Origin of the sequence: Actinosynnema pretiosum (assembly GCF_002354875.1) — a bacterium.
Taxonomy (GTDB): domain Bacteria; phylum Actinomycetota; class Actinomycetes; order Mycobacteriales; family Pseudonocardiaceae; genus Actinosynnema; species Actinosynnema auranticum.
Map to the genome: position 1 here is coordinate 2,681,884 of NZ_CP023445.1, position 21,530 is coordinate 2,703,413.

A 21,530-nucleotide genomic window follows, 5' to 3' on the forward strand; every position below is an offset into this window, starting at 1 on the left:
TCGGGGGTCCCGGCTCGACGACGTGTCCGGGCGTCCCGCAGGCGGAGCACATGGTCCGTCCCTCCTCCACCCTCAAAAACGAGGCACCATGTCTCGTATTCGGGCGCAGCGGACGCTACCACAGTTCCGAGACACGATGTCTCGCTAAACTGCGACCGTGGCACAAGACTCAGCCGGTCCCGGCAGGCCCCGGAGCGACGTGGCGCGCAAGGCGGTGCTCGAAGCCGCCGACGACCTGCTGGTCGAGGTCGGGTACGCGGCCATGACCATGAAGGGCATCGCCGAGCGGGCCGGGGTCGGGCGGCAGACCGTCTACCGGTGGTGGGCGACCAAGGCCGAGATCCTGGTCGAGGCGTGCCTGGAGGACGTGCGCGAGGAGCTGGTCGCCGCCCCGATGCCCACCGCGCGCTCCGAGCTGGTGTCGTACCTGGACGCCCTCGGGCGCTTCCTCACCACCTCGCCCGCAGGCCTCGCCTACCGCGCGCTCCTCGGCGAGGCCCAGCACGACCCGGCCGTCCGCGACCTCGTCCGCGAGGCCGACGTCGTCAGCACCGCGACCGGCGAGGTGCTCCGCCGCGTCCGCCCCGTCGCCCCCGCGATGCCGCCCCCCGCGCTCGCCTCCGCCCAGCTCGTCGGACCGGTGCTCACGCGGGTCCTGGAAGTGGACGACGAGTTCTCCCCGGAACTCCTCGACGCGCACGCCGAGCTCCTGCTCAAAGCCTGGTCGTAATCAGCCCCTGGAACGGGAAGGACGGGCCCGGCGCACGCCGGACCCGCCCCCACTCCACACCGGGCTCAACCCACACCGGGGCTCAACCCACAGCGAGGCTCAACCCACAGCGAGGCTCAACCCACAGCGAGGCTCAACCCACACCGGGGCTCAGTACACGTAACTCGCTTCCGCGACCGCCTTCGCGGTCACCGCCGCCGACCCGCTGAACCGCCGCTCCACCTCGGCCTTCTCGGCCGAGCTGGGCAGGTCGTTCTTGCACGCCACCGGCGCGCTGGACCCCGACATCAGGTCCGTGCACAACCCGGTCCGCCGGTCCGGCAGCCCCAGCAGGTGCCCGATCTCGTGGGTCGCGATCCGGGGCCGGTAGTACCCCTGGTTCACCGCCTCGCGCCCCATGTAGACCGTCCCGTTGCCCAGCGTGCCGGGGTAGGCGCGCGGCCAGCCGTTGTCCGCGTAGATCCGGATGTTCACGCCGGACGTCGACGTGCGCTTCGCCAGCTTGACGTTGCTCACCGACTTGTTCCAGTTCGCGGCGGCCACGTCCCAGTCGGCGGCGAACTCCTGGGCCTGGCTGGTGTCGTAGTACAGGGTGCGCGCCAGCGCCACCGGTTCCGCCGACGCCACCGGCGCCACCACCGCGAGCGGCAGCAGCAGACCGAGCGCGGCAACAGCGGCACGCGCGACCTTTCGCACGAGCATGGTCGTCTCCTCGTGTCACAGGGAAAACGCGGGACCCCGGTGCAGGGTGGGGCCCCGCGTTCCAAGCAACCAGCCCCGCCGCCGACCCGCCAGCCCCCACAAGTAGGTAACCCGGCCCGCCGGTCAACGCCCCGCCAACCCCGGCCCAAGGGCGCGCAAAGGACCCGCCGCTACGCCACGAAGCCGATCGTCAGCAGCACGTTCGCGTACAGCCGGGTGTCGCCGGTGGCCACGCACACCGCCAGGTCGGACGACTTGCAGGTGTCGTAGAAGTCCTGCCTCCCCAACGGCTGGAGCGGCAGGTCCGGCCCGAGCAGCCGCTCGTAGTCGGCCCACACCTCCGGCGTGCCGCCCTCGTCGGGCCGCATGGCGTGCGCCGCCTCCACCGGGACCGCCGTCAGCACCGGGGCGAGCACCTGGTCCACGGTCAGCAGTCCCGGCGTCAGGTTCAGGTGCACGACCTCGGCGGCGGGGTGGACGTTGGTGCGGTGGGCGTAGTTCGAGTCGGCGATGAGCACCTTGCTGCCGTGGCCGGACGCGGCGAGCACGGCGAGCAGGGGCGGGTGCAGCAGCGGGTAGCGGAGCATCTGGGCGGCCTCCCGGAGGTGGTGCGAACGGACCAATGTGAACGCTAACACTACGTTTTCCACCTTGGCGCAAGGAGGAATTCGAGTCCACCCGCCCGAAACCCGCCCGCCCCCGCCCGACGCCTGCCCGCTGCCACCGCTGGGCCGTGCGGGTGGCCCGCCGCGCCGCCCGGAGCCCACCGGTGGCCCGTTCGGAGCAGCGCCCGCTGACGGTGGGCGCTCCCGCGACCGGGAAGGCGCTTTCCAGCCGCACTCCCACCCCTTGTCCGGCACGTCCGCCCGGAGCAACCATGGTTGGGCCGCGCGGACCTCACACACCACCGACCGGACGAGGTGAGAGACCCATGAAGCCGACCCTGCGCCGTGCCGCAGCCGCCCTCCTGGCCACCCTCCCCGCGCTGGCGCTCGCACCGGCCGCGAGCGCCACGCCCACCACCGTCGCCTACGCCTGCCGCGCCAACACGCCCTTCGGCGCCCAGGACTTCTCGCTCACCCAACCCGCCGACGTCTCCGCGCCCGCGACCGCCGCCTCCGGCAGCACGTTCGCGATCGTGGTCGACCCGGCCGCCGCCACCGCGCCCGCGTCGGTCGGCGGCTTCACCCTGCGCCGGGTGCAGAACCTGGTGTTCAAGGTCCCGATCCCGGCCAACACCACGTTCGCCTCGGGCTCGCTGTCGGGCGGCGTGAACGTCGGCACGACGGCCCTGTCCGTCAGCGGCGGCGTCGCGACCCTGACCGCGTCGGGCCCGGTCAGCGGCGGCGCGTCGTTCGAGCTGCCGACGATCACCCTGAACGTGGTCGCGGGCGCGCCGGGCACCACCGCGACCACGACCCTGCACGGCACCGGCTACACCGACCCCGGCCTGACCGCGACGGCGATCGTGCGCGTGCTGCTCGACGTGAGCGTCCCGGCGGCCTGCTACCCCGACCCGAACCCGGTGATCACCACGACCGCGATCGTCTGACCCGCGCCCGGCCCGGCCCACGCCCCTCGGGCCCGGCGCACGACCACCCGGTGGAGAAGCGCGGGCGCGATCACCGCCGCGCCCGCGCCGCCGCCGACTCTTCCTCCGCCAACTCCCGCCCCGCCGACTCCCGTCCCGCCAACGCCCGCCCCGCCAACTCCCGGAGGGCGGCCTCCGACGCGCTCCCCGGATCGGCGGTGACGAACACGACCTGCTGGTCGTCCTCGGGCACCTCCAGCACATCGCACGCCACCCGCAGCTCCCCGACCTCGGGGTGCGCCACGACCTTCCGCCGGTGCCCCGGCTCCCGCACCGGATCGCTGTCCCACACCGCCCGGAACTCCGCGCTCCCCGCCCGCAGCTCACCCAGCAGCCCGGCGAGCCGCGCGTCACCGGGGTACCGCGCCGAGGCCCGCCGCAGCCGCGCCACCACGATCGCCCCGAACTCCTCACCCCCGCTGACCTCGGCCATCCCGCCGTTCCCGTTGCCGTTCCCGCCCCCGCCCGCGCCACCGCCCCCGTCCCCGAGGAACCGCGCCCTGGCCAGGTTCCCCGGACGCCCGCCGAACACCGCGCGCGCCACCGAGTTTGCCGCCACCACCTCGTACGTCGCGTCCGTGACCAGCGCCGCCGCCCCGCCGACCCGCTCCAGCAACGCCGCCACGTGCGGTCGCACCACCCGCGCGGGCCCGCCCACCGCGGGCGCGGCCACCCCGGCCAACCGGAACAGGTGCCTGCGCTCGGCCGCCGACAACCGCAGCGCCCCGCCCACCCCCTCCAGCACCCCGGCCGACGGCCGCGGCCCACGTGCCTGCTCCAACCGCACGTAGTAGTCCACCGACACGTTCGCCAGCCGCGCCACCTCCTCCCGGCGCAGCCCCGGCGTCCGCCGCACACCCCCGGCGGGCAACCCCACCGCCTCCGGCGCCACCCCTTCCCGCCGCTCCCGCAGGAACCTCGCCAACTCCGCCCGCGCCACCGAACACCTCCCGACCCCGAAACCAGCCCCCACCCTCCCTGGTACACCTCGTCCCTGGCTGCCCGCCCCCCACCCGAGGCACCGTCGTCCCCGTGAACACCCCCACCGCCCTGGTCACCGGGGCCAACAAGGGCATCGGCCGCCACATCGCCCAGCAGCTCGCGGACCTGGGCCACACCGTCCTGGTCGGCTCTCGCGACCCCGAGCGCGGCGCCGCGGCAGCCGCCGCCATCGGCCCGAACGCCCGCCCCCTGCTCCTGGACGTCACCGACCCGGCGTCCACCGCCGCCGCGGCCCGAACCGTCGAGCACCTGGACGTCCTGATCAACAACGCGGGCATCTCCGACGAGGGCTCCACCGCCGAGGACACCACCCCCGAGGTCCTGCGCCGCGTCTACGAGACCAACGTGTTCGCCGTGGTCGCCGTCACCAACGCGTTCCTGCCCGCGCTGCGCCGCTCCAGCGCCCCCCGCATCGTGAACGTCTCCAGCGGCACCGCCTCGCTCACCGCGTCCGCCGATCCGGCGGGCCTGGGCGCCCACCGGGGCGCGGCGGCGGCCTACCGCTCCGCCAAGACCGCGCTCAACGCCCTGACCGTCCTCTACGCCCAGTCCCTCGGCGACCCGTTCAAGGTCAACGCCCTGGCCCCCGGCCTGCGCGCGACCGACCTCAACGCCCGAGCCGCCGAACTCGGCGGCGACCCCGCCGAGGGCGCGGCGGGCGCGGTCCGCCTGGCCCTGCTCGACGCGGCCGGCCCCACCGGCGGCTTCCACTCCTGGGACGGCGCGCCCGTGCCCTGGTGACCCGACCCGCCCCACCCCGACCGCGCGACCCCGGCGCCCACCGGGGTCGCGCCCAGCGAACCCGCTCCCGCCCCGCCCGCGCTACCGCTTCCGCTTGACCTTGATCAGGTCGACGTCCGTCACGGTCGCCCTCATGTCCCGGAAGTCCACCCCGAGCGCGTCCACGGCCCGCCCGGCGAGCGCCATCCCGCGCTCGGACACCGCCCGGTCCCCGGCGTCCTCGGCCGCCCGGACCTGCACCCGGAAGCTGAAGAAGTCCAGCTTCGCGTCGTAGCTCAGCGCGCCCTCGTCCGAGAACCCGCCGCGCAGCACGTCGTGCTCCCCGGCCTCGGCGAGCAACCGCGCCCGCCCGGTCTCGTCCAGGTCCGCGAACCTCCCGCGCACCATGACCCGGTAGGTGTGATCGGCCACGAGCTCCTCCTGACGACGCGGACGCCCGCGAACCGGACGCCCCGGAAACCGCGCCATCCTGCTCACCCGTCCCCGCCGCCCGCAACGGGATTACGGGCGCGCCGCCCCCGCGAGGGGGACGACGCGCCCGCGGCCTCACCGGATCACAGCCCGCGCTGCAGGTTCTCCGCCAGCAGCCGCACGAACCGCGACGGGTCGCCCAGCTCCCCGCCCTCGGCCAGCAGCGCCATCCCGTGCAGCAGCTCCACGGTCCCGGTCAGCGACTCCCGGTCCTCCCGCTCGGCGAACGCCGTCCGCAGCCCCGACACCAGCGGGTGCTCCGGGTTCAGCTCCAGGATGCGCTTGACCGGCGGCAGCTCCTGCCCCATCGCCCGGTACATCTTCTCCAGCGTGGGCGTCAGGTCGTGCGCGTCGCCGACCACGCACGCGGGCGAGGTGGTCAGCCGCGAGGTCAGCCGCACCTCCTTGACCTGCTCCGCCAGCAGCCCGGTCATCCACGAGGTCAGCTCGGCGAAGTCCGCGACGCGCTCGGCCGCCGCGGCCTTCTCCTCCTCGCTCTCCAGGTCCACCTGCCCCTTGGCCACCGACTGGAACGTCCGCCCGTCGAAGCCCGGCACCGAGTCGACCCACATCTCGTCGATCGGGTCGGTCATGATCAGCACCTCGTACCCCTTGGCGCGCAGCGCCTCCAGGTGCGGGGAGTTCTCCACGGCGGTGCGCGAGTCACCGGTCATGTAGTAGATGTGCTCCTGGCCGTCCTTCATCCGCTCGACGTACTGCGCCAGGGTGGTCTTCTTCTCGGCGTCCTCGGTCGAGTCGAACGAGCACACCGCGAGGATCGCGTCGCGGTTGTCGACGTCGCTGAGCAGGCCCTCCTTGAGCGCGGTGCCCAGCTCCCGCCAGAACACCGCGTAGTCCTCGGGCCGGTCGTTCAGCATGGTCTTGATGGTCGACAGGACCTTCTTGACCAGCCTGCGCCGCATGAGCTGGATCTGCCGGTCCTGCTGCAGGATCTCCCGCGAGACGTTCAGCGACAGGTCCTGCGCGTCCACCACGCCCTTGACGAACCGCAGGTACTCGGGCATGAGCTCTTCGCAGTCGTCCATGATGAAGACGCGCTTCACGTAGAGCTGCACGCCGCGCTTGTGGTCGCGCATGAACAGGTCCATGGGCGCCCGCGACGGCAGGAACAGCAGCGCCTGGTACTCGAACGCGCCCTCGGCCTGGAGCCGGATGGTCTCCAGCGGGTCGTTCCAGTCGTGGCTGACGTGCCGGTAGAACTCGGCGTACTCCTCCTTGCTCACCTCGCTGGACGAGCGCGCCCACAGCGCCTTGCCCGAGTTGAGCACCTTCGGCTCCGGCGCGGCCGGAGCCTCGGCCTCCTCGCCCTCCGCCGCGTCTTCCGCGTCCTCAGCGTCCGTCGCGTCCGCCGCCACCGGCTTGGCGGGCTCGACCAACCGCACCGGCCAGGTGATGAAGTCCGAGTACTTCTTGACGATCTCGGTCAGCTTCGCCGCCGACGTGTAGTCGGGGAGCTGGTCCTCCTCGTCGGCGGGCTTGAGGTGCAGGGTCACCGACGTGCCCTGCGGCGCGTCGTCGACCTCCTCGATCGTGTAGCTGCCCTCGCCGGTGGACTCCCACCGCACGCCCTTGTCGTGCCCGGCCCGCTTGGTGACCATGACGACCCGGTCGGCGACCATGAACGTCGAGTAGAACCCGATGCCGAACTGGCCGATCAGCTCCTGCTGCGAGGAGTCCTGGGCCTCCTTCATCTTGCGCAGGAACTCGGCGGTGCCCGACCTGGCGATCGTGCCGATCAGCCCGACGACCTCGTCGCGCGACATGCCGATCCCGTTGTCCCTGATCACCAGGGTGCGCGTGACCGGGTCCGGGACCAGGTCGATGTGCGGGTCCGACACGTCGACGTCCAGGTCCTTGTCGCGGAACGCCTCCAAGCGCAGCTTGTCCAGCGCGTCCGAGGAGTTCGACACCAGCTCGCGAAGGAACGTGTCCTTGTTCGAGTAGATCGAGTGGATCATCAGGTTGAGGAGCTGGCGCGCCTCGGTCTGGAACTCCAGCGTTTCCACGTGCGTGACCTCTCTTGCGATTCGATCGGGACTGCCGACCCGCCATGATATCGAGCGGGCGCGCCCCCCGAGCGGAACCGCCCGGTCCGGCCCGCCCGGAACTCGGGAAAACGTCGCCCGGAGGGGGAGTATGCGCCCGCGCTAAACGCCCCCCGAGGCATCCGCCGGGAAAGTCCTCCCCGCTCTCGCCCGCCTCCGGGGAAACGTTCGGCCAAGCCCGAAAACAGCGCTCCGGGTGTGATCGGTGTGAAATCGCGTGACCGGGTTCCGACGTTCGGGCGCGCGGGCCCGCGCCGGGGTTGAGCCGCGCGGTTGTGGGGAACCCGCTGGAGGCAAGGGCTTTCCCGGCGACTGGGGGGCGGGTGGGGGAGGACGTCGCGGCAGGTCCGCGCGTCCGGGGAAAAGCCGCGCGCCCCCACCGCCACCGCCGGTCCGGCCGCGTTTGATCTGCATTTGTGCGGAAAGCGGCCGGCTCCGGTTTTTCGGTTTTCCGAGTGCCGTCGCCGCGGTCCCGCCATACTGGGAGGGCGGGCCACCGCATCCGCGCCAGGTCGGGGTGTCCTGGGCTCGGAGTCCGCTGTGGACGGTCGGTGGCGCGTTCGTGCGGGGGATGGGGCGAGCGGAATGTGGAGGGAGCGGAACCGCTTTGTCTGCTGTGGACACGCAGGGGGTTGAATCCGCCTTCGCCGGCTACCTGGCGATGGCGCTGGTCGAGGCGGGGCGCTCGGCGCGCCGCCGCATCGAGGACGAGCTGGCCGACTACGGCCTGACGCTGCGCTACCTGGACGCGCTGGGCCACCTGGCCAGGGGCGCGGAGCTGTCGGGCAGCGACCTGGCCCGGCGCATGGGGATCACGGCCCAGAGCGCGCACGCCACGATCCTGCGCCTGGAGGACCTCGGCGCGGTCGAGCGCTCCCGGACCGGCCGGGGCCGCAGGGCGCTGCTGGACGTCACGGGCGCGGGCGGCGAGATGCTCACGGCCGCCGACCGCGTGCTGAACAGCCTGGACGCCAGGCTGCTCGACGCGGTGCCGGACGTGCGCGACGGCGAGGTGCGCAGGCTGGTCGCCGTGCTGGAGACGGACGCCGCGCCGGGGAAGGAGCCGACCGGCGCGGACTGACCGGTGCGGACTGACTCGGTGCTGACTGGTCGGTCCTGACTGGCAGGCGCGGGCCCGCCCGAGCACGACGGCCGCCCGCACCACCACCCGGACGTGCGAACGGCGCCGCGACCTCCCCGACCGGGGGATCGCGGCGCCGTTCGCCGTCACGCCCTGCTGGTTGCCGCGCCCTGCTCACTGCCGCGCCCTACGGGACGACCGCGCCTCACCGGGCCTGGCTACCGCCAGTCGCGCCTGCCGGTGACCACGGCGCGCTGCGCGCTGGTCACCACCCCGCGCACCAGCACCGTGACCACCAGCCCGATCACCAGGTTCAGCACCGCCGTGAACACCTTCGACTCCGGGTCGAAGTCCACGCTCAGCGGCAGCACCACCGCGATCGCGGTCAGCAGCACCATGATCCAGCCGAAGAACCGGGCCCCGTTGGGCGTGGTCGCCAGCAGCACCTGCGCCAGCCCGGTCGCCCCGAGCGCCACCACCGCGCACGCCACGCAGTACGTCATCGTGCTCGCGTTGCCCCACGCGCCCTCGCCCTGCGGCGCGAGCACCGGCACCCCGAGCAGCCCCCTGGCCACCAGGATGCCCACCACCGAGATCAGCCCGGCGACCAGCGCGGTGGCCACCCCGCCCGCCCACAGCCGCCCCGCGTCGAACAGCCGCTCCGGCTTGGGCCTGACGGGCTGGCGGACCTCGCGCTCCACCGGCTGCGGCAGCACCGCGGTCTCCTCCACCTCGCCGGGGCGGGGCCGGGGGAACGCCTCCGCGCGTCGCGGTTCGACGTCCGCGACGGGCTCGAACCGGGTCCTCCTGCGGTCCTCCGCCATGACCTGCCTCCTCCGGGTGCGCACGCGGTCCTCGTCGCCGGGAGGGGTTTCCCGCCCGCGCCCTCCCCAACCGCGCCAACCGGGGGAACGCCGCACGTCCGGGGGTGGTCGCGCTCCACCGGGCGCGCCGCGCGCCCCCTGGTTACCGTCGGCCCGTTGACGCGGTCGATCACGACCAGCGAAGCTGAGCACCGCTCGCAAAGGCTCCCGCCGGGAGACCCCGGCACGACCACCCGACAGGAGCCACCGATGACCGGTCCGAAGCCGCCGGGCGAGACGCGCGGCGTCCTGGTCACCGGGGCCTCCAGGGGCATCGGCCGCGCCACGGCCCTCGCGTTCGCCCGGCGCGGTGACCGGGTCGCGGTGCACTACGCCCACAACCGGGCCGACGCCGAGCGCACCCTGGCCGAGCTGCCCGGCGGCGGCCACGTGCTGGTGCGCGGCGACCTGTCCGACCCGGAGGCCGCCGAGCTGGTCGCCGAGTCGGCGGACCACGGCCTCGGCGGGGTGGACGTGCTGGTCAACAACGCCGCCACCGCGCCCACCGAGGACACCGCGCACGCGATCGCCGAGGTCTCCTACGAGCACTGGCGGCGGGTGTGGCGCAGGTCGGTGGAGGTCAACCTGCTGGGCACGGTCGACCTGACGCACCGGGTGGTCGCCCGCATGGTCGCCAGGTCGGTGCCGGGCCGGGTGGTCAACATCGGCTCGCGCGGCGCGTACCGGGGCGAGCCGGACCACCCGGCGTACGGCGCGACGAAGGCGGCGCTGCACGCGTTCGGCCAGTCGATCGCGGTGTCGCTGGCCCCGCACGGCATCGCGGTCGCCTCGGTCGCGCCGGGCTTCATCGCGACCGAGCGGCAGGAGGGCAAGCTGGCCGCCGAGACCGGCGACGCCCTGCGCGCCCAGAGCCGCTTCGGCCGCGTCGGCACGGCCGAGGAGGTCGCGGCGGCGGTGCTCTACCTCGCCTCGCCGGAGGCGGCGTGGGCGTCGGGCGCGGTGCTGGACCTCAACGGGGCGTCGCACCTGCGCTGAGCCGCGCCCCCGCCCGGCTCACCCCGCCTACCTCACCCCACCCGCCGCACCTCACCCCACCGCACCTCACCCCACCGCCGCGGGCGACCACCCCAGCGCGGGCCCCAGCTTCCCGGCGATGTCGCTCAGGATCTGCTCGTAGTCCTCCTGCTCGAAGGTGAACGGCAGCGCGAACGCCACCTCCTCCACCTCCCGGAACCCGGCGTGCGCGTGCAGCCGCTCCGCGATCTGCTCCGAGGTCCCCACCAGATCCGGCGCGAACAGCACCCGCCCCGGCCCCTGCGGCGCGCGCGTGCGCGGCAGCCGCGCCTGCGCGTACCGCTCGTACCGCTCCCGCTGCCCGGCGTCCGCGCTGTCCGTCGGCACCACCACCAGCCCCTGCGACACCCGCGCCGCGGCCCCGTCCGGGTGAGCCGCCCGGAACGCGCGGATGTGCGAGGCCTGCACCCGCGCGAAGTCCTCCGACTCCTCGGCCCGCACCACGCTGCTGGTCAGCAGGTTCACCCCGTTCTCCCCGGCCCACCGCGCCGACCCGAGGCTCCCGGCCCCGTACCAGACCCGCCCGGCCAGACCGGGGGAGTGCGGCTGCACTCGCCGGGAGAACTCCTCGATCCCCTCGGTGCCCTCGAACTCGCTCGCGGGCTCCCCGCGCAGGAACCCGAGCAGCCGCCGGGCCCGCTCGTGCCCGAGCTCCTCCACGTCCGCCGTCTCCGGGTACAGCGCGTCCTTCACCCGGTCGAACCCCATCGGCCTGCCCGCGCTGACCCCAGGGTTGAGCCGCCCGCCGGACAGCACGTCCACGGTCGCCAGGTCCTCGGCCAGCCGCAGCGGGTTCTCCCAGCCGAGCGGGGTCACGGCCGTGCCCAGCGCGATCCGCTTGGTCCGCTGGGTCGCGGCGGCCAGCACCGCGACCGGCGACGAGATGCCGTGCTGGAGGTGCCGGTGCCGCACCCACGCGCTGTCGAAGCCGAGCCGCTCGCCCAGCTCCAGCACTCGCAGGGTCGACTCGTGCCCCTTGGCCGGGTCGTCCGGGTCGAACAGCCCGATGGTCAGGAAGCCGAGCTTGCGCAGCGGCTCGGACGGGAGCGGCACGGTGTCCTCCGCGGTGGTCCACGCGGGACGGTCGCCCGCGGGGGCGCGCTCACCGCGTCCCGATCACAGCCTGCCACCGCGGAACCGGTCGATCTCCCGCCGTTCCCGCTTGGTGGGACGCCCCGCGCCCCGGTCGCGGTGCGCGATCGGCACGGCGGCCTCGGGCGGCGGCTTGGGAGTGCGGTCGATGAAGCACGTGGACGCGGCCTCCGCGCCGACCCGCTTCTGGATGACCCGCACCACCTCGACGACCCGGTTGACCCCGTTCACCCGCGCCCGCACCTCGTCGCCGGGCACGACGACGGTCGCGGGCTTGGCGGGCCGGTCGTTGACGCGCACGTGCCCGCCCCGGCAGGCGTCCGCCGCGTCCGGGCGGGTCTTGGTCAGCCGGACCGCCCACAGCCAGCGGTCCACGCGGGTGGACTCCATCCCCCCATCATCCCGGCAACCCCGCCCGGAGCGGACACCACCCGCCGCGCGCGCCCCGCCGCCCCGGAACCGCCTGGTCACCGCGCCAAGCGGTCCCGGAAGCGTGAGCGCGCGCCGGAGCGGGTACCCCGCCGCCATCACGATCCGTGGAGGGCAGAGTGGGCTTCAGCAGCTTCGTCGGCGCGCTCTTCGTCGGTCTGGTCATCGGCGTGCTCGGCCGGTTGATCCGACCGGGGAAGCAGGACATCCCGATCTGGCTGACGATCGTCGTCGGCATCCTGGCCGCGTTCCTCGGCACGCTCGTCGCCGACGCGGCGGGCATCGGCGACACGCGGGGCTTCGACTGGATCGAGTTCTGCATCCAGCTCGCCCTGTCGGTGGTGGGCGTCGGCATCGCCGCGGGCGCCTACGGCAGGCGGAGCCTGCACTAGACCCTCTTCAGGGTCCCCAGGTCCCGGTGGGCGCGGATCCCAGGCCGCGCCGACCGGCAGGCCGGGCGCGCGCCCGGTGCGAACCGGCTGCGCGCGCCCGGTCGTGGCACCCCGGCCACCACCGCGCCGCTGCCACCACCGCGCCGCCCGCCAACCGCGCCACGCGTCCACCGCGCTGCCCGCCCGCCGCGCTGCCCGCCCGCCACGCCGCCCGTCCACCGCGCTGCCCGCCCACCGCGCCGCCGCTGCCCGAAAGCGCAGTCCCGTGACCTGTTCCGGACAGGACCGCCCCCGCGGGGAAGCCCCAGCCCTCCCGCCGCGTTGATCACCACATGCGAATCGGCATCGCGTTACCCCAGTTCGGTCCCCAGAGCAGGCGCGTGGACGAGATCATCCCCTTCGCCGTCGAGGCCGAGCGCCTCGGCGCGGCGAGCCTGTGGGTCGCCGACCGCCTCTACGCCCCCGCCGAGCCCGTCGTCGGCTACGCGGGCGGCGACGACATCCCGGCCGAGTTCCGCCGGGTCTTCGACCCGTTCGCGCTGCTCTCGGCGGTCGCCACGCACACCTCCACCGCCACCCTCGGCAGCAGCGTGCTGAACCTGCCCTGGTACCAGCCGGTGGCCCTCGCCAGGCTGCTCACCTCGATCGACCTGCTCAGCGGCGGCAGGCTGCTGCCGGGGTTCGGCATCGGCTGGTCACCCGACGAGTACCGGGCGTCCGGCGTCCCGTGGAAGGGCAGGGGCGCGCGCTTCGACGAGGCCCTTGACCTGATCGACCTGGCCTGGACCGCCGACGTCCTGTCCTACGAGGGCGAGCACCACTCGGTCCCGGCCGGCTACGTGGACCTCAAGCCCGCCCGCAAGCCCCCGGTGCACCTGGGCGGCTTCTCGAGGACCGCGCTCCAGCGCATCGCCCGGCGCGGCGCGGGCTGGCTGCCGATCCTCCAGGTCGGTGCCACCGCGCAGGACCCGGCCCCGCTCGTGGCCGCCCGCGAGCAGATCGGCGTGCCCACCCCGGCCGTGCTCCGCCTCAACGCGGGCCGCGACACCCCGCTGAGCGCCCTCGCGGACACCGCGCTGGCCTCGGCGCAAGCCGGGTTCGACGACCTGTTCGTTGACCTGTCGTACGTCGTGGACGAGCCGTCCGAGGCGCTGGACCGCTTCGCCGACCTGCTGGCGAGGACGGCCTGAGCTGCGGGTTCCCGCTGCCGCGTTCGGGTGAGACCGACCAGGACGCGGCCAGCGGGACCCACTCGCGGTGGCGTTCGCCGCCCCCGGTTACTCCATTCGGCAATAGGTGAGGCTAGCCTAATGTCATGGCAGCAGAGGTCATGGCGAACCCGACGACGGAACCGTTCCGGCACTTCGACGCCGAGGTGCTGGCCACGAGGGCGCTCGGCCGCAGCATGGTGCGGGTGACCTTCGGCGGCCCCGCGCTGCGCGACGTGCGCACCTGGGGCCCCGACCAGCGGATCAAGCTGTTCTTCCCCAGGTCCGGCCAGGCGGGCCTGACCGTGCCGACCGGCGCCGACTGGTACACCCGCTTCCGCGAGCTGCCCGACCGCGAGCGCCCGGCGATGCGCACCTACACGCTGCGCGCGGTGCGCCACGGCCAGATCGACATCGACTTCGTCCGCCACGGCGACACCGGCCCCGCCTCCACCTGGGCGGGCAGGGCCGCGGTCGGCGACCGCACCGTCATCCTCGCCCCGAACGCCCACCACGTCCCGGAGAACCCGGCCCGCATGGGCGCCGACTACGCCCCGCCCGCCGACACCGCCTGGCAGCTCATCGCGGGCGACGAGACCGCGCTGCCCGCGATCGGCGGCATCGTCGAGTCCCTGCCGAGGGGCGTGCGCGCGCGGGTCGTGCTGGAGGTCCCGAGCGCGAGCGACCGGCAGGACTGGCGCACCGAGGGCGAGGTCGACACGACCTGGCTGGTGCGCGGCGTCGACACCCCGCTGCTGGAGGCGATCCGCGCCGAGGGCGTCCCCGACGGGCCGGGCTACGCCTGGCTCGCGGGGGAGTCGAGCCTGGTGCGGGGCCTGCGCAGGCACCTGGTGAAGGACCTGGGCGTCGACCGCAAGCGCGTCTACTTCTGCGGCTACTGGCGCGAGGGCCGCCCGGAGGAGACCGCCCACGAGCCGGTCGAGGAGGACTGACCCGGAGCCGGTCGGGAGGACCCGGTCCACGCCCCCCGAGGCCGGGCCCTCCCGACCACCGCGCGCGCCGCTGCTCCCGTGCCTGGTGGTGGGCCTGATCGCCCACCTGGGCAGGCAACCCGACCTGCCGGGCAGGACCGCCGCGGTCCCGAGCGCGATCCGCGCAGGGGACACCCCGTCCCAGCAGGACCTCCCGGTCCCGCCCGAGCTCGTCGCCGACCCCCGGAGCCTGGACGGCCGCTGGATCGCCCAGCTGTTCTCGGTGGGGTGCGCGTCCGCGAACCTGCCCACCGCGGACTGCCTGCCCAGGAAGCTCACCCGCTAGCCGCGCCCCCACCCGCGACGCCCTGGCCCACGGCGTTCGCGGCACTCCCGCTCGCAGGCTCGCCACTCACAGCACTGCCACTCACGGCACTGCCACTCACGGCACCGCCACTCACGGCACCGCCACCCACCGGCCCGGTCGACCCCCGCACCACCAGCCGCGTGTCCAACGTCAAGTGGTGCTCCCCGCCCACAACCCCGTCACCCCGCATCAGCGCGATCAACCACTCGATCGCCCGCCGCCCCATCTCCTGGATCGGCTGGTCCACCGTGGTCAGCGGCGGCGTGCACAGCGCCGAGTCCGGCAGGTTGTCGAACCCCACCACCGACAGGTCCTCGGGCACCCGCAGCCCCAGCCCGCGCGCCGCCTCCACGGTCGCGATCGCCGACAGGTCGTTCGCCGCGAACACCGCCGTCGGCCGGTCCGCCGAGGTCAGCAGCTCGCGCGCCACCCCGAGCGACACCGCCGGGTCGTACCCGCCGATCCGCACCAGCGACTCGTCCACCGCCACCCCGGCCTCGACCAGCGCGCCCCGCCACCCCGCCTCGCGCAGCTGCGCCGACTGCAGGTCCGGCCGCCCGGCCAGGAACCCGATCCGCCGGTGCCCCAGCGCCAGCAGGTGCGAGGTGGCGGCCCAGGCGCCGCGCAGGTTGTCCGAGTCGATCGTCGGCACCCGCGACGGCCCGGTGTGCGGGTCGACGGCCACCACGGGCGTGCCCGGCAGCCCCTCCAGCACCACCGCCGGGGTGACCACCACCGCCCCGTCGACCAGCGTCCCGCTCAGCCGCGACAGGTACCGCTTCTCCCACCCGGCCTGGTCGCCGCCCGCCGAGTACACCACCAGCTCGTACCCGCTGCCCCGGATCGCGCCCGCCGCGCCCTTGAGCAGCTCGGTGCTGAACGGCTCCAGGTCGGCGACCAGCACGCCGATCACGTTGGTCCGGTGGTTGCGCAGGCTCTGCGCCACCAGGCTGGCCTCGTAGCCCAGCTCCTCGATCACCGCCCTGACCCGCGCGGACGTCGCGGCGGCCACCCCGTGCCGCTGGTTGATCACCTTGGACACGGTGGCCACGGACACGCCCGCCCGAGCGGCGACGTCTCGGATGGTGGCGCGGGGACCGGGCTGCACGCCAGCAGACTACAAGAAGTAAAACGTTATCGATAACGATTGACACGAGAATTTACCGAGGGCCAGACTGCGCTGGCAGCTCAGCCCATGCACGTCCTACTCGGCCGACGACGTCAGGAGTGGACCCTTCATGCGCTTAACCCGAGCACTGGCCGCCGCGGCGGCGCTCTCCCTGCTCGCGTCCTGCGGTGGCCCGGCTGCCCCGCAGGAGCCCACCGGCCCGATCACCCTCACCTGGTGGCACAACGGCACCTCCGACCCGATCAAGACGGTCTGGCAGGACGTCGTCACCGACTACCAGGGCAAGAACCCGGACATCACGATCGAGGCCCAGCCCATCCAGAACGAGGGCTTCTCCACCAAGATCCCCCTGGCCCTCCAGTCGCCCACGCCGCCGGACGTCTACCAGCAGTGGGGCGGCGGCGACCTGGCCTCCCAGGTCACCTCCGGCAAGCTCGCCGACATCACCGACGCGAGCAAGTCGTGGATCTCCACCATCGGCGACTTCGCCAAGGGCTGGCAGGTCGACGGCCGCCAGCTCGGCGTCCCGTTCGCCCAGCACGTCGTGGGCTTCTGGTACCGCAAGGACCTGTTCACCCAGGCCGGGATCACCACCCCGCCCACCACGATGGCCGAGCTGAACGGCGCCGTCGCCAAGCTCAAGGCCGCCGGGCTCGCCCCGATCGCGGTCGGCGGCAAGGACCGCTGGCCGGACGCCTTCTACTGGAACTACTTCGCCGTCCGCGAGTGCTCGCAGCAGACCATCGAGTCCTCGGTGAAGAACCTCAAGCTCGACGACCCGTGCTGGGTCAAGGCCGGTCAGGACCTGGTCGACTTCCTGAAGACCGAGCCGTTCCAGGAGGGCTTCAACGGCACCCCCGCCCAGCAGGGCGCGGGCAGCTCGGCGGGCCTGGTGGCCAACGGCAAGGCCGCCATGGAGCTGCAGGGCGACTGGAACCCCGGCACCATGTCCTCCCTCACCGAGGACAAGGACCTCGACAGCAAGGTCGGCTGGTTCCCGTTCCCGACCGTCCCCGGCGGCCAGGGCGACCCGGAGGCCGTCCTCGGCGGCGGTGACGGCTTCTCCTGCACCACCCGCGCGGCAGCCGCCTGCGCGAAGTTCCTGGAGTACCTGACCGGCCCGGAGATCCAGAACAAGCTGGCCGCCGCGGGCACCGGCCTCCCGGTCAACGAGGCCGCCGTCAGCGCCCTCAAGACCGAGAACCTCAAGACCGTCGCCGAGCACGGCCGCAAGGCGCCGTACGTCCAGATGTACTTCGACCGGGCCTTCCCGACCGACGTGGGCGCCGCGCTGAACGAGGCCGTCGCGAACCTGTTCGCGGGTCAGGGCTCGCCGCAGGGCATCGTCGACGCGGTCAACGAGGCGGCGGACGGGGCGAAGTGATGCCGGTGGCGCGCAGGCTGGAACTGGCGCTGCTGCTGACCCCCGCGCTCCTGCTGTTCGGGCTGTTCGTCCTGGCCCCCATGGCGATCGCGGGCTTCTACAGCGCCTACGACTGGAACGGCTTCGGCCCGCTCACCGACTTCGTCGGCTGGCGCAACTACGCCGACGCGCTGACCGGGAAGGTGTTCCAGGACGCCTTCTGGCACAACGCGGTCATCGCGGTCCTGTCGATCGCGGTGCAGCTGCCGCTGAGCATCGGCCTCGCGCTGCTGCTCAACCGCCGCCTGCGCGGTCGGGCGGCCCTGCGCGCCATCGTGTTCGCCCCGTACGTGCTGTCCGAGGCGATCACCGCCGTGGTGTGGCTGATGGTGCTGCAACCCGGCGGGTTCGCCGACCGGGTGCTCGGCGCCGTCGGCCTCGGCGACCTCGTGCAGCAGTGGCTCGCCGACCCGGAGGTGGTGCTCTACACCCTGTTCGGCGTGATCACCTGGAAGTACCTGGGCTTCGGCATCATCCTGCTGCTGGCCGGGCTCCAGGGCATCCCCGAGGAGCTGCGCGAGGCCGCCGCGCTGGACGGCGCGACCCCGTGGCAGACCACCAGGCACGTGCTGCTGCCGCTGCTCGGCCCGACCGTCCGCATCTGGGTGTTCCTGTCGGTCATCGGCTCGCTCCAGCTGTTCGACCTGGTGTGGATCATGACCCTGGGCGGCCCGGCGAACGCCTCCACCACCATGGCGACCTACCTGGTGGACCACGGCTTCAAGCGCTACGAGATCGGCTACGGCAGCGCCGTCGCCGTCATCGTCTTCGTGGTCTGCTTCGCGTTCGCCCTGCTGTACCAGCGCTTCGCGCTGCGCCGAGACACCGAGGGGGCGCTGGGCTGATGGCCGCCACGCACACCAGGAGCGGGCTCGCCGCCGGGTACACCGCCGCGATCGCGGTCGTCGGGATCACCGTCGTGCCGCTGCTGTTCGTGGTGCTCGGCGGGTTCCGCACGAACGCCCAGATCAACAACGACCCGGCGGGCCTGCCCGCCCCGTGGGTGCTGGACAACTACGCGTCGATCCTCGGCTCGTGGGAGTTCTGGCGCTTCCTGGGCAACAGCGCCACGATCGCCCTGGTCGCCACGCTCCTCGCGATCGCCTGCGGCTCGGCGGCGGGCTTCGCCCTGTCCCGCTACCGCTTCAAGGGCCGCGAGGCCGTCTACACCCTGTTCACCCTGGGCCTGCTGTTCCCCGTGGGCCTGGCCGCCCTGCCGCTCTACCCCTGGCTGCGCCAGCTCGGCCTCCTGGAGTCCACCTGGGGCGTGGCGCTCCCGCAGGCCGCGTTCTCCCTCCCCGTCACCATCGTGATCCTGCGCCCGTTCATGCGCGCGATCCCGCAGGAGATCGAGGACGCCGCGACCCTGGACGGCGCGACCAGGCTCGGCTTCTTCTGGCGCGTCCTGCTGCCCCTCTCCACCCCCGCGCTGGCCACCGTCGCGGTCCTGGCCTTCGTCACCAGCTGGAACGCCTACCTGCTGCCCCTGCTGGTCTTCAACGACCAGACCAGCTTCACCCTGCCGCTGGGCGTCGCGACCTTCCAGGCCCAGTACTCCCAGGACACCGCGCGGGTCCTGGCGTTCACGGCCCTGTCCATGCTCCCCGCGCTGGCCTTCTTCGCCCTGGCCGAACGCCGCATCGTCGGCGGCCTGGCGGGCTCGGTCAAGGGGTGATCCCGCTGCCCCGCAACGGGATCACCCCCGTCACGCGTCCCGCCGCGCGAACCCGACCCCGGCCGCCGCCACCGCGGCGGCGGCCCACCCCGCCATGACCAGCCCCCCGGTCACCGGCGCCGGCGCCCGCCCGAGCACCCCGCCCGCCCCCAACTCCCCTCCACGCCCACCGCGACCGCAGCCAACGCCGCCACCGCCACGACAAAACCCTTGCCCAGCAACAACACCCACCGTCGGGGAACCGCCGCGAGCGTGGTGGTGATCTGCTCGTTCCCGTACTCGCCGCTGATCACCACCACCCCGATCCCCAGCGCCACCACCAGCACCACGTGCACCAGGCGACAACCGGAACACCACGACGCACAGCCCCGCGACCCCGGCGTCGCGTCAGCCAGCACCCGCCGCCCCGCGACACCGGAAGCGGCATCACCCCTGCGCGCGCGCCAACCCGACCCGGAACCACGCGGGCGCGGTCTCCGGGTCCCTGGGGAACCACCGGTTCTCGGTGGCGTAGTCCAACCCGGTGGGCGCGACCTGGAAAACCGGCGCCTCGTCCCGGTTGTAGCTGATCGACCACTCGTGCGGCGGGTCCAGCACGTAGGAGAACCCCACCCAGGACCCCAGCCCCTCCACGTGCATCCCCTTGCGCAGCAACTGGAACAGCTCCCACACGTCGGGCGGAAAGTCCCACCGCACCGTGGTCCGGTCCGGCATCAGCACCCCGGCGCTGGCCTCGCTGTGCCGCCCGACGACCGAGGCCCGCACCACCAGTTGCACCCACCCAGGGGGGAGCGTGGGCAGCACCATCGTCGTGATGTCGTCCAGCACGTCCTGCTGCTCATCAGCCGAAAGCGGCTCCGCTACTGCCACCCGCCCAGTGTAATCCGGCGCCCCTCGCACCACCCCGGACCGAACGCCGCCAACCAGCCCAACCCGCGAACCCCCACTCAGCCGGACGCCCTCCGCTGCGGCGGGAGCTCCACCGCCACCACCCCGTCTCCTCCCGCACCAGCTCCCCCCAGGGGCCGGGCCCCGATCCGCAGCACCACCTGCGGAACCACCGCACCCCCCAAGGCCCGCCGCAACCTCTGCGGCCCGCACGGGTCCCGCCGCACCGTCAGCCCCAGGCAGGCCCCGGCCAACTGCACCCGGTGCAGCGCCTGCCCCGCCTGCACCTCCGCCTCGGGCCCGTCCGTGAACGTGCACAGCACCGCCACCAGCGGCGCGTCCGGGACGCCCAACCAGGCCATCTCCTCCTTGTCGACCGCCTGCAACCAGGCGCGCTCCCGCTGGGCGGCCCGCTGCAGCGCCTGCCTGCGCGCCAGCGGCACCGGAACCCCCGCCACCGGCTCGACCTCGGCCGCGCCCGCGGCCCCGAGCAACCGCTGCGTCTCCTCGTCCGGTTCCCGCGTCCCGCCCAGCCGCACCACTGCCAGCGCGCCGGGCACGTCCGGTGGCCGCAACGTCACCAGCGCCCGCACCCCGCGCTCCTGCAGCGCCAGCCGCAGCACCAGCAGCGCCGATCCCACCGCGAGCCGCGCGTCGAGCCGCTCGCTCTCCGCGTGCAGCTCGATCCGGTCGGCCGTCAGGCGGAACCTGCACGAACGACCGCCCGCCGCAGCCGCGGCGGTCAGCACGTCCGCCACGTCGCGCCCCGCCAGTCCCAGCGCTCCGGTCATCGCGCGCCACCTCCGTTCCGTGCAACCACTATCCGGCGACGAGCCGGACCCGCACACCGCCGAAAGTCCTCGTTGGACCGGGCCGGTCGCGCCCGGCCACTGAGGACCGCCCGTTCGCAGGACAGCGCGCCGGCCCCGGAAGCAGGACCCTGGAAGGCGCGACCCGCGCCCCGTCCCCGGCGCGTCGCACCACGCACCCGGAGGTACCGATGAGACTCCTGCCCGGCCCCAACCCGCTGGCCAGGGCGGGGGACAGGCTGGTGGGCGCCCTGTTCGGCCTGGTCTGGGTGGTAGCCGCGATCGGAATGCCCGTGGCGGGCGCGGTGGGCACCAGAACCCACACCCACCTGTCCGACCTCTCCGACCACCAGCTGTCCACCACAACCCCAGCCCAAGCCGTCCTCTTGGCAGACTCCCCGCACTCGGACTCGTCCACCATCGGCGCAGGCGACGAACGCACCCAGGTCCCCGCAACCTGGCAAACCCAGGACGGCACCCTCAGAACCGGCAAGGTGGAAGCCGCGAACGACCTCACCGCAGGCACCACGGTCCCCATCTGGCTGAACGACGAGGGAACCCCAACCCCCAAACCCTTGACCAGCGGCGAAGCCCTGCTGGGAGCCGCAGGCGCAGCCCTCGGAACCTGGCTGGCCCTGGTGGCAACGGCCACAACCTGCGGAGCAACCGCCCACATCGCAGTACACAGGGCACACCTACGCGCCTGGGAACGCGAATGGGCCCTAGTGGAACCCTCCTGGCGCCGAACCACCTGACGCCCAACCACCTGACCGAACCGCCACCTGACCGAACCGCCACCTGACCGCATCGCCACCTGACCGCATCGCCACCTGACCGCATCGCCACCTGACCGCTTCGCGGGCTGCGGGGCGAGCGAAGCGAGCCCGCAGCACACTCACCCGCG

Annotated in this window: 25 protein-coding genes; 13 read left to right on the forward strand and 12 right to left on the reverse strand. The window is 73.6% G+C overall.

The features are described 5' to 3' along the window. Window positions 1-157: 157 nt before the first annotated feature. Window positions 158-730 carry a TetR/AcrR family transcriptional regulator gene (locus CNX65_RS12140; RefSeq protein ID WP_232519796.1) on the forward strand — a complete coding sequence of 191 codons (573 nt, stop codon included), beginning with the start codon at window positions 158-160 and terminating at the stop codon, window positions 728-730. 150 nt (window positions 731-880) lie between these two features. Here CNX65_RS12140 and CNX65_RS12145 read toward each other — a convergent pair whose 3' ends face one another. Together CNX65_RS12145 and CNX65_RS12150 are read right to left on the reverse strand one after the other, a co-directional pair. Continuing rightward, window positions 881-1,432, reverse strand: a complete 552-nt coding sequence (locus CNX65_RS12145; protein ID WP_096492882.1) for a snapalysin family zinc-dependent metalloprotease — start codon at window positions 1,430-1,432, stop codon at window positions 881-883. Between the two features lie 170 nt (window positions 1,433-1,602). After that, window positions 1,603-2,019 carry an RbsD/FucU family protein gene (locus CNX65_RS12150; RefSeq protein ID WP_096492883.1) on the reverse strand — a complete coding sequence of 139 codons (417 nt, stop codon included), beginning with the start codon at window positions 2,017-2,019 and terminating at the stop codon, window positions 1,603-1,605. A 344-nt stretch (window positions 2,020-2,363) separates the two neighbouring features. Between CNX65_RS12150 and CNX65_RS12155 the strand changes: the two genes are divergently transcribed. Next, complete coding sequence (locus CNX65_RS12155) at window positions 2,364-2,984, forward strand: cyclase (RefSeq protein ID WP_096492884.1); 621 nt, start codon at window positions 2,364-2,366, stop codon at window positions 2,982-2,984. Window positions 2,985-3,054: 70 nt separating this feature from the next. Here the strand turns inward: CNX65_RS12155 and CNX65_RS12160 are convergent, their stop codons facing one another. After that, window positions 3,055-3,963, reverse strand: coding sequence for a helix-turn-helix transcriptional regulator (locus CNX65_RS12160; protein ID WP_096492885.1), 909 nt, complete (start codon window positions 3,961-3,963; stop codon window positions 3,055-3,057). 92 nt (window positions 3,964-4,055) lie between these two features. Between CNX65_RS12160 and CNX65_RS12165 the strand changes: the two genes are divergently transcribed. Next, on the forward strand, window positions 4,056-4,766 hold the full coding sequence (locus tag CNX65_RS12165; protein ID WP_096492886.1) for an SDR family NAD(P)-dependent oxidoreductase: 711 nt from the start codon (window positions 4,056-4,058) through the stop codon (window positions 4,764-4,766). 81 nt (window positions 4,767-4,847) lie between these two features. On the opposite strand, the gene CNX65_RS12170 is transcribed toward CNX65_RS12165, so the two are convergent. Together CNX65_RS12170 and htpG are read right to left on the reverse strand one after the other, a co-directional pair. Beyond that, entirely contained in the window at window positions 4,848-5,177 is a 330-nt protein-coding gene (locus CNX65_RS12170; protein WP_096492887.1) for a DUF6204 family protein, read from the reverse strand. 143 nt (window positions 5,178-5,320) lie between these two features. Next, window positions 5,321-7,264 carry a molecular chaperone HtpG gene (htpG, locus tag CNX65_RS12175; protein WP_096492888.1) on the reverse strand — a complete coding sequence of 648 codons (1,944 nt, stop codon included), beginning with the start codon at window positions 7,262-7,264 and terminating at the stop codon, window positions 5,321-5,323. 655 nt (window positions 7,265-7,919) lie between these two features. Here htpG and CNX65_RS12180 point away from each other — a divergent pair. Next, complete coding sequence (locus CNX65_RS12180) at window positions 7,920-8,384, forward strand: MarR family winged helix-turn-helix transcriptional regulator (RefSeq protein WP_232520149.1); 465 nt, start codon at window positions 7,920-7,922, stop codon at window positions 8,382-8,384. 218 nt (window positions 8,385-8,602) lie between these two features. Here the strand turns inward: CNX65_RS12180 and CNX65_RS12185 are convergent, their stop codons facing one another. Continuing rightward, window positions 8,603-9,208 carry a DUF6069 family protein gene (locus tag CNX65_RS12185; protein WP_309141985.1) on the reverse strand — a complete coding sequence of 202 codons (606 nt, stop codon included), beginning with the start codon at window positions 9,206-9,208 and terminating at the stop codon, window positions 8,603-8,605. 249 nt (window positions 9,209-9,457) lie between these two features. Here CNX65_RS12185 and CNX65_RS12190 point away from each other — a divergent pair, with 249 nt between their 5' ends. Next, window positions 9,458-10,243, forward strand: a complete 786-nt coding sequence (locus CNX65_RS12190) for an SDR family NAD(P)-dependent oxidoreductase (RefSeq protein WP_096492890.1) — start codon at window positions 9,458-9,460, stop codon at window positions 10,241-10,243. A 66-nt stretch (window positions 10,244-10,309) separates the two neighbouring features. Here CNX65_RS12190 and CNX65_RS12195 read toward each other — a convergent pair whose 3' ends face one another. Both CNX65_RS12195 and CNX65_RS12200 read right to left on the reverse strand, forming a co-directional pair. Continuing rightward, the gene (locus tag CNX65_RS12195) at window positions 10,310-11,335 is read right to left on the reverse strand and encodes an LLM class flavin-dependent oxidoreductase (protein ID WP_096492891.1); all 1,026 of its coding nucleotides are present in this window, start codon (window positions 11,333-11,335) and stop codon (window positions 10,310-10,312) included. A 63-nt stretch (window positions 11,336-11,398) separates the two neighbouring features. Beyond that, window positions 11,399-11,764: an RNA-binding S4 domain-containing protein gene (locus tag CNX65_RS12200; RefSeq protein ID WP_096492892.1), complete on the reverse strand. Its 366-nt coding sequence runs from the start codon at window positions 11,762-11,764 to the stop codon at window positions 11,399-11,401. Between the two features lie 158 nt (window positions 11,765-11,922). On the opposite strand from CNX65_RS12200, the gene CNX65_RS12205 reads away from it, so the two are divergent. From CNX65_RS12205 to CNX65_RS12220, 4 genes are all read left to right on the forward strand, one after another. Next, window positions 11,923-12,195: a GlsB/YeaQ/YmgE family stress response membrane protein gene (locus CNX65_RS12205; protein ID WP_096492893.1), complete on the forward strand. Its 273-nt coding sequence runs from the start codon at window positions 11,923-11,925 to the stop codon at window positions 12,193-12,195. 332 nt (window positions 12,196-12,527) lie between these two features. Continuing rightward, on the forward strand, window positions 12,528-13,385 hold the full coding sequence (locus tag CNX65_RS12210) for a TIGR03619 family F420-dependent LLM class oxidoreductase (protein WP_096492894.1): 858 nt from the start codon (window positions 12,528-12,530) through the stop codon (window positions 13,383-13,385). 125 nt (window positions 13,386-13,510) lie between these two features. Beyond that, window positions 13,511-14,356: a siderophore-interacting protein gene (locus CNX65_RS12215; RefSeq protein WP_232519797.1), complete on the forward strand. Its 846-nt coding sequence runs from the start codon at window positions 13,511-13,513 to the stop codon at window positions 14,354-14,356. An 88-nt stretch (window positions 14,357-14,444) separates the two neighbouring features. Continuing rightward, the gene (locus CNX65_RS12220; protein WP_096492896.1) at window positions 14,445-14,681 is read left to right on the forward strand and encodes a hypothetical protein; all 237 of its coding nucleotides are present in this window, start codon (window positions 14,445-14,447) and stop codon (window positions 14,679-14,681) included. On the opposite strand, the gene CNX65_RS12225 is transcribed toward CNX65_RS12220, so the two are convergent. Continuing rightward, window positions 14,671-15,810 carry a LacI family DNA-binding transcriptional regulator gene (locus CNX65_RS12225; RefSeq protein ID WP_096492897.1) on the reverse strand — a complete coding sequence of 380 codons (1,140 nt, stop codon included), beginning with the start codon at window positions 15,808-15,810 and terminating at the stop codon, window positions 14,671-14,673. The genes CNX65_RS12220 and CNX65_RS12225 overlap by 11 nt on opposite strands. 130 nt (window positions 15,811-15,940) lie before the next feature. Between CNX65_RS12225 and CNX65_RS12230 the strand changes: the two genes are divergently transcribed. Genes CNX65_RS12230 through CNX65_RS12240 form a run of 3 tightly spaced genes read left to right on the forward strand, consistent with a single transcriptional unit; the run spans window position 15,941 to window position 18,929 of the window. Beyond that, window positions 15,941-17,215 carry an extracellular solute-binding protein gene (locus CNX65_RS12230; protein WP_096492898.1) on the forward strand — a complete coding sequence of 425 codons (1,275 nt, stop codon included), beginning with the start codon at window positions 15,941-15,943 and terminating at the stop codon, window positions 17,213-17,215. Then, window positions 17,215-18,099: a carbohydrate ABC transporter permease gene (locus tag CNX65_RS12235; protein ID WP_096497743.1), complete on the forward strand. Its 885-nt coding sequence runs from the start codon at window positions 17,215-17,217 to the stop codon at window positions 18,097-18,099. The genes CNX65_RS12230 and CNX65_RS12235 overlap by 1 nt, the downstream gene beginning before the upstream one ends. Further along, the gene (locus CNX65_RS12240; RefSeq protein WP_096492899.1) at window positions 18,099-18,929 is read left to right on the forward strand and encodes a carbohydrate ABC transporter permease; all 831 of its coding nucleotides are present in this window, start codon (window positions 18,099-18,101) and stop codon (window positions 18,927-18,929) included. The genes CNX65_RS12235 and CNX65_RS12240 overlap by 1 nt, the downstream gene beginning before the upstream one ends. Window positions 18,930-19,039: 110 nt before the next feature. On the opposite strand, the gene CNX65_RS36085 is transcribed toward CNX65_RS12240, so the two are convergent. From CNX65_RS36085 to CNX65_RS12255, 3 genes are all read right to left on the reverse strand, one after another. Continuing rightward, window positions 19,040-19,258 carry a hypothetical protein gene (locus tag CNX65_RS36085; RefSeq protein WP_177154378.1) on the reverse strand — a complete coding sequence of 73 codons (219 nt, stop codon included), beginning with the start codon at window positions 19,256-19,258 and terminating at the stop codon, window positions 19,040-19,042. Window positions 19,259-19,355: 97 nt separating this feature from the next. Next, window positions 19,356-19,799, reverse strand: a complete 444-nt coding sequence (locus CNX65_RS12250) for a hypothetical protein (protein WP_232519798.1) — start codon at window positions 19,797-19,799, stop codon at window positions 19,356-19,358. A 77-nt stretch (window positions 19,800-19,876) separates the two neighbouring features. Beyond that, on the reverse strand, window positions 19,877-20,608 hold the full coding sequence (locus CNX65_RS12255; RefSeq protein ID WP_096492902.1) for a hypothetical protein: 732 nt from the start codon (window positions 20,606-20,608) through the stop codon (window positions 19,877-19,879). Window positions 20,609-20,817: 209 nt separating this feature from the next. Here CNX65_RS12255 and CNX65_RS12260 point away from each other — a divergent pair, with 209 nt between their 5' ends. Continuing rightward, window positions 20,818-21,381 (forward strand): Rv1733c family protein, encoded by a 564-nt coding sequence (locus CNX65_RS12260; protein WP_096492903.1) that lies wholly within the window; start codon window positions 20,818-20,820, stop codon window positions 21,379-21,381. The last annotated feature ends 149 nt before the right edge of the window (window positions 21,382-21,530 follow it).

Bases quoted from the DNA above. Each gene is read 5' to 3' on its own strand.
- CNX65_RS12185 (WP_309141985.1), bottom strand. From the start codon at position 9,208: ATGGCGGAGGACCGCAGGAGGACCCGGTTCGAGCCCGTCGCGGACGTC.
- CNX65_RS12255 (WP_096492902.1), bottom strand. From the start codon at position 20,608: ATGACCGGAGCGCTGGGACTGGCGGGGCGCGACGTGGCGGACGTGCTG.
- CNX65_RS12235 (WP_096497743.1), top strand. From the start codon at position 17,215: ATGCCGGTGGCGCGCAGGCTGGAACTGGCGCTGCTGCTGACCCCCGCG.
- CNX65_RS12190 (WP_096492890.1), top strand. From the start codon at position 9,458: ATGACCGGTCCGAAGCCGCCGGGCGAGACGCGCGGCGTCCTGGTCACC.
- CNX65_RS12150 (WP_096492883.1), bottom strand. From the start codon at position 2,019: ATGCTCCGCTACCCGCTGCTGCACCCGCCCCTGCTCGCCGTGCTCGCC.
- CNX65_RS12240 (WP_096492899.1), top strand. From the start codon at position 18,099: ATGGCCGCCACGCACACCAGGAGCGGGCTCGCCGCCGGGTACACCGCC.
- CNX65_RS12230 (WP_096492898.1), top strand. From the start codon at position 15,941: ATGCGCTTAACCCGAGCACTGGCCGCCGCGGCGGCGCTCTCCCTGCTC.
- CNX65_RS12260 (WP_096492903.1), top strand. From the start codon at position 20,818: ATGAGACTCCTGCCCGGCCCCAACCCGCTGGCCAGGGCGGGGGACAGG.
- CNX65_RS12155 (WP_096492884.1), top strand. From the start codon at position 2,364: ATGAAGCCGACCCTGCGCCGTGCCGCAGCCGCCCTCCTGGCCACCCTC.
- CNX65_RS12145 (WP_096492882.1), bottom strand. From the start codon at position 1,432: ATGCTCGTGCGAAAGGTCGCGCGTGCCGCTGTTGCCGCGCTCGGTCTG.
- CNX65_RS12210 (WP_096492894.1), top strand. From the start codon at position 12,528: ATGCGAATCGGCATCGCGTTACCCCAGTTCGGTCCCCAGAGCAGGCGC.
- CNX65_RS12215 (WP_232519797.1), top strand. From the start codon at position 13,511: ATGGCAGCAGAGGTCATGGCGAACCCGACGACGGAACCGTTCCGGCAC.
- CNX65_RS12200 (WP_096492892.1), bottom strand. From the start codon at position 11,764: ATGGAGTCCACCCGCGTGGACCGCTGGCTGTGGGCGGTCCGGCTGACC.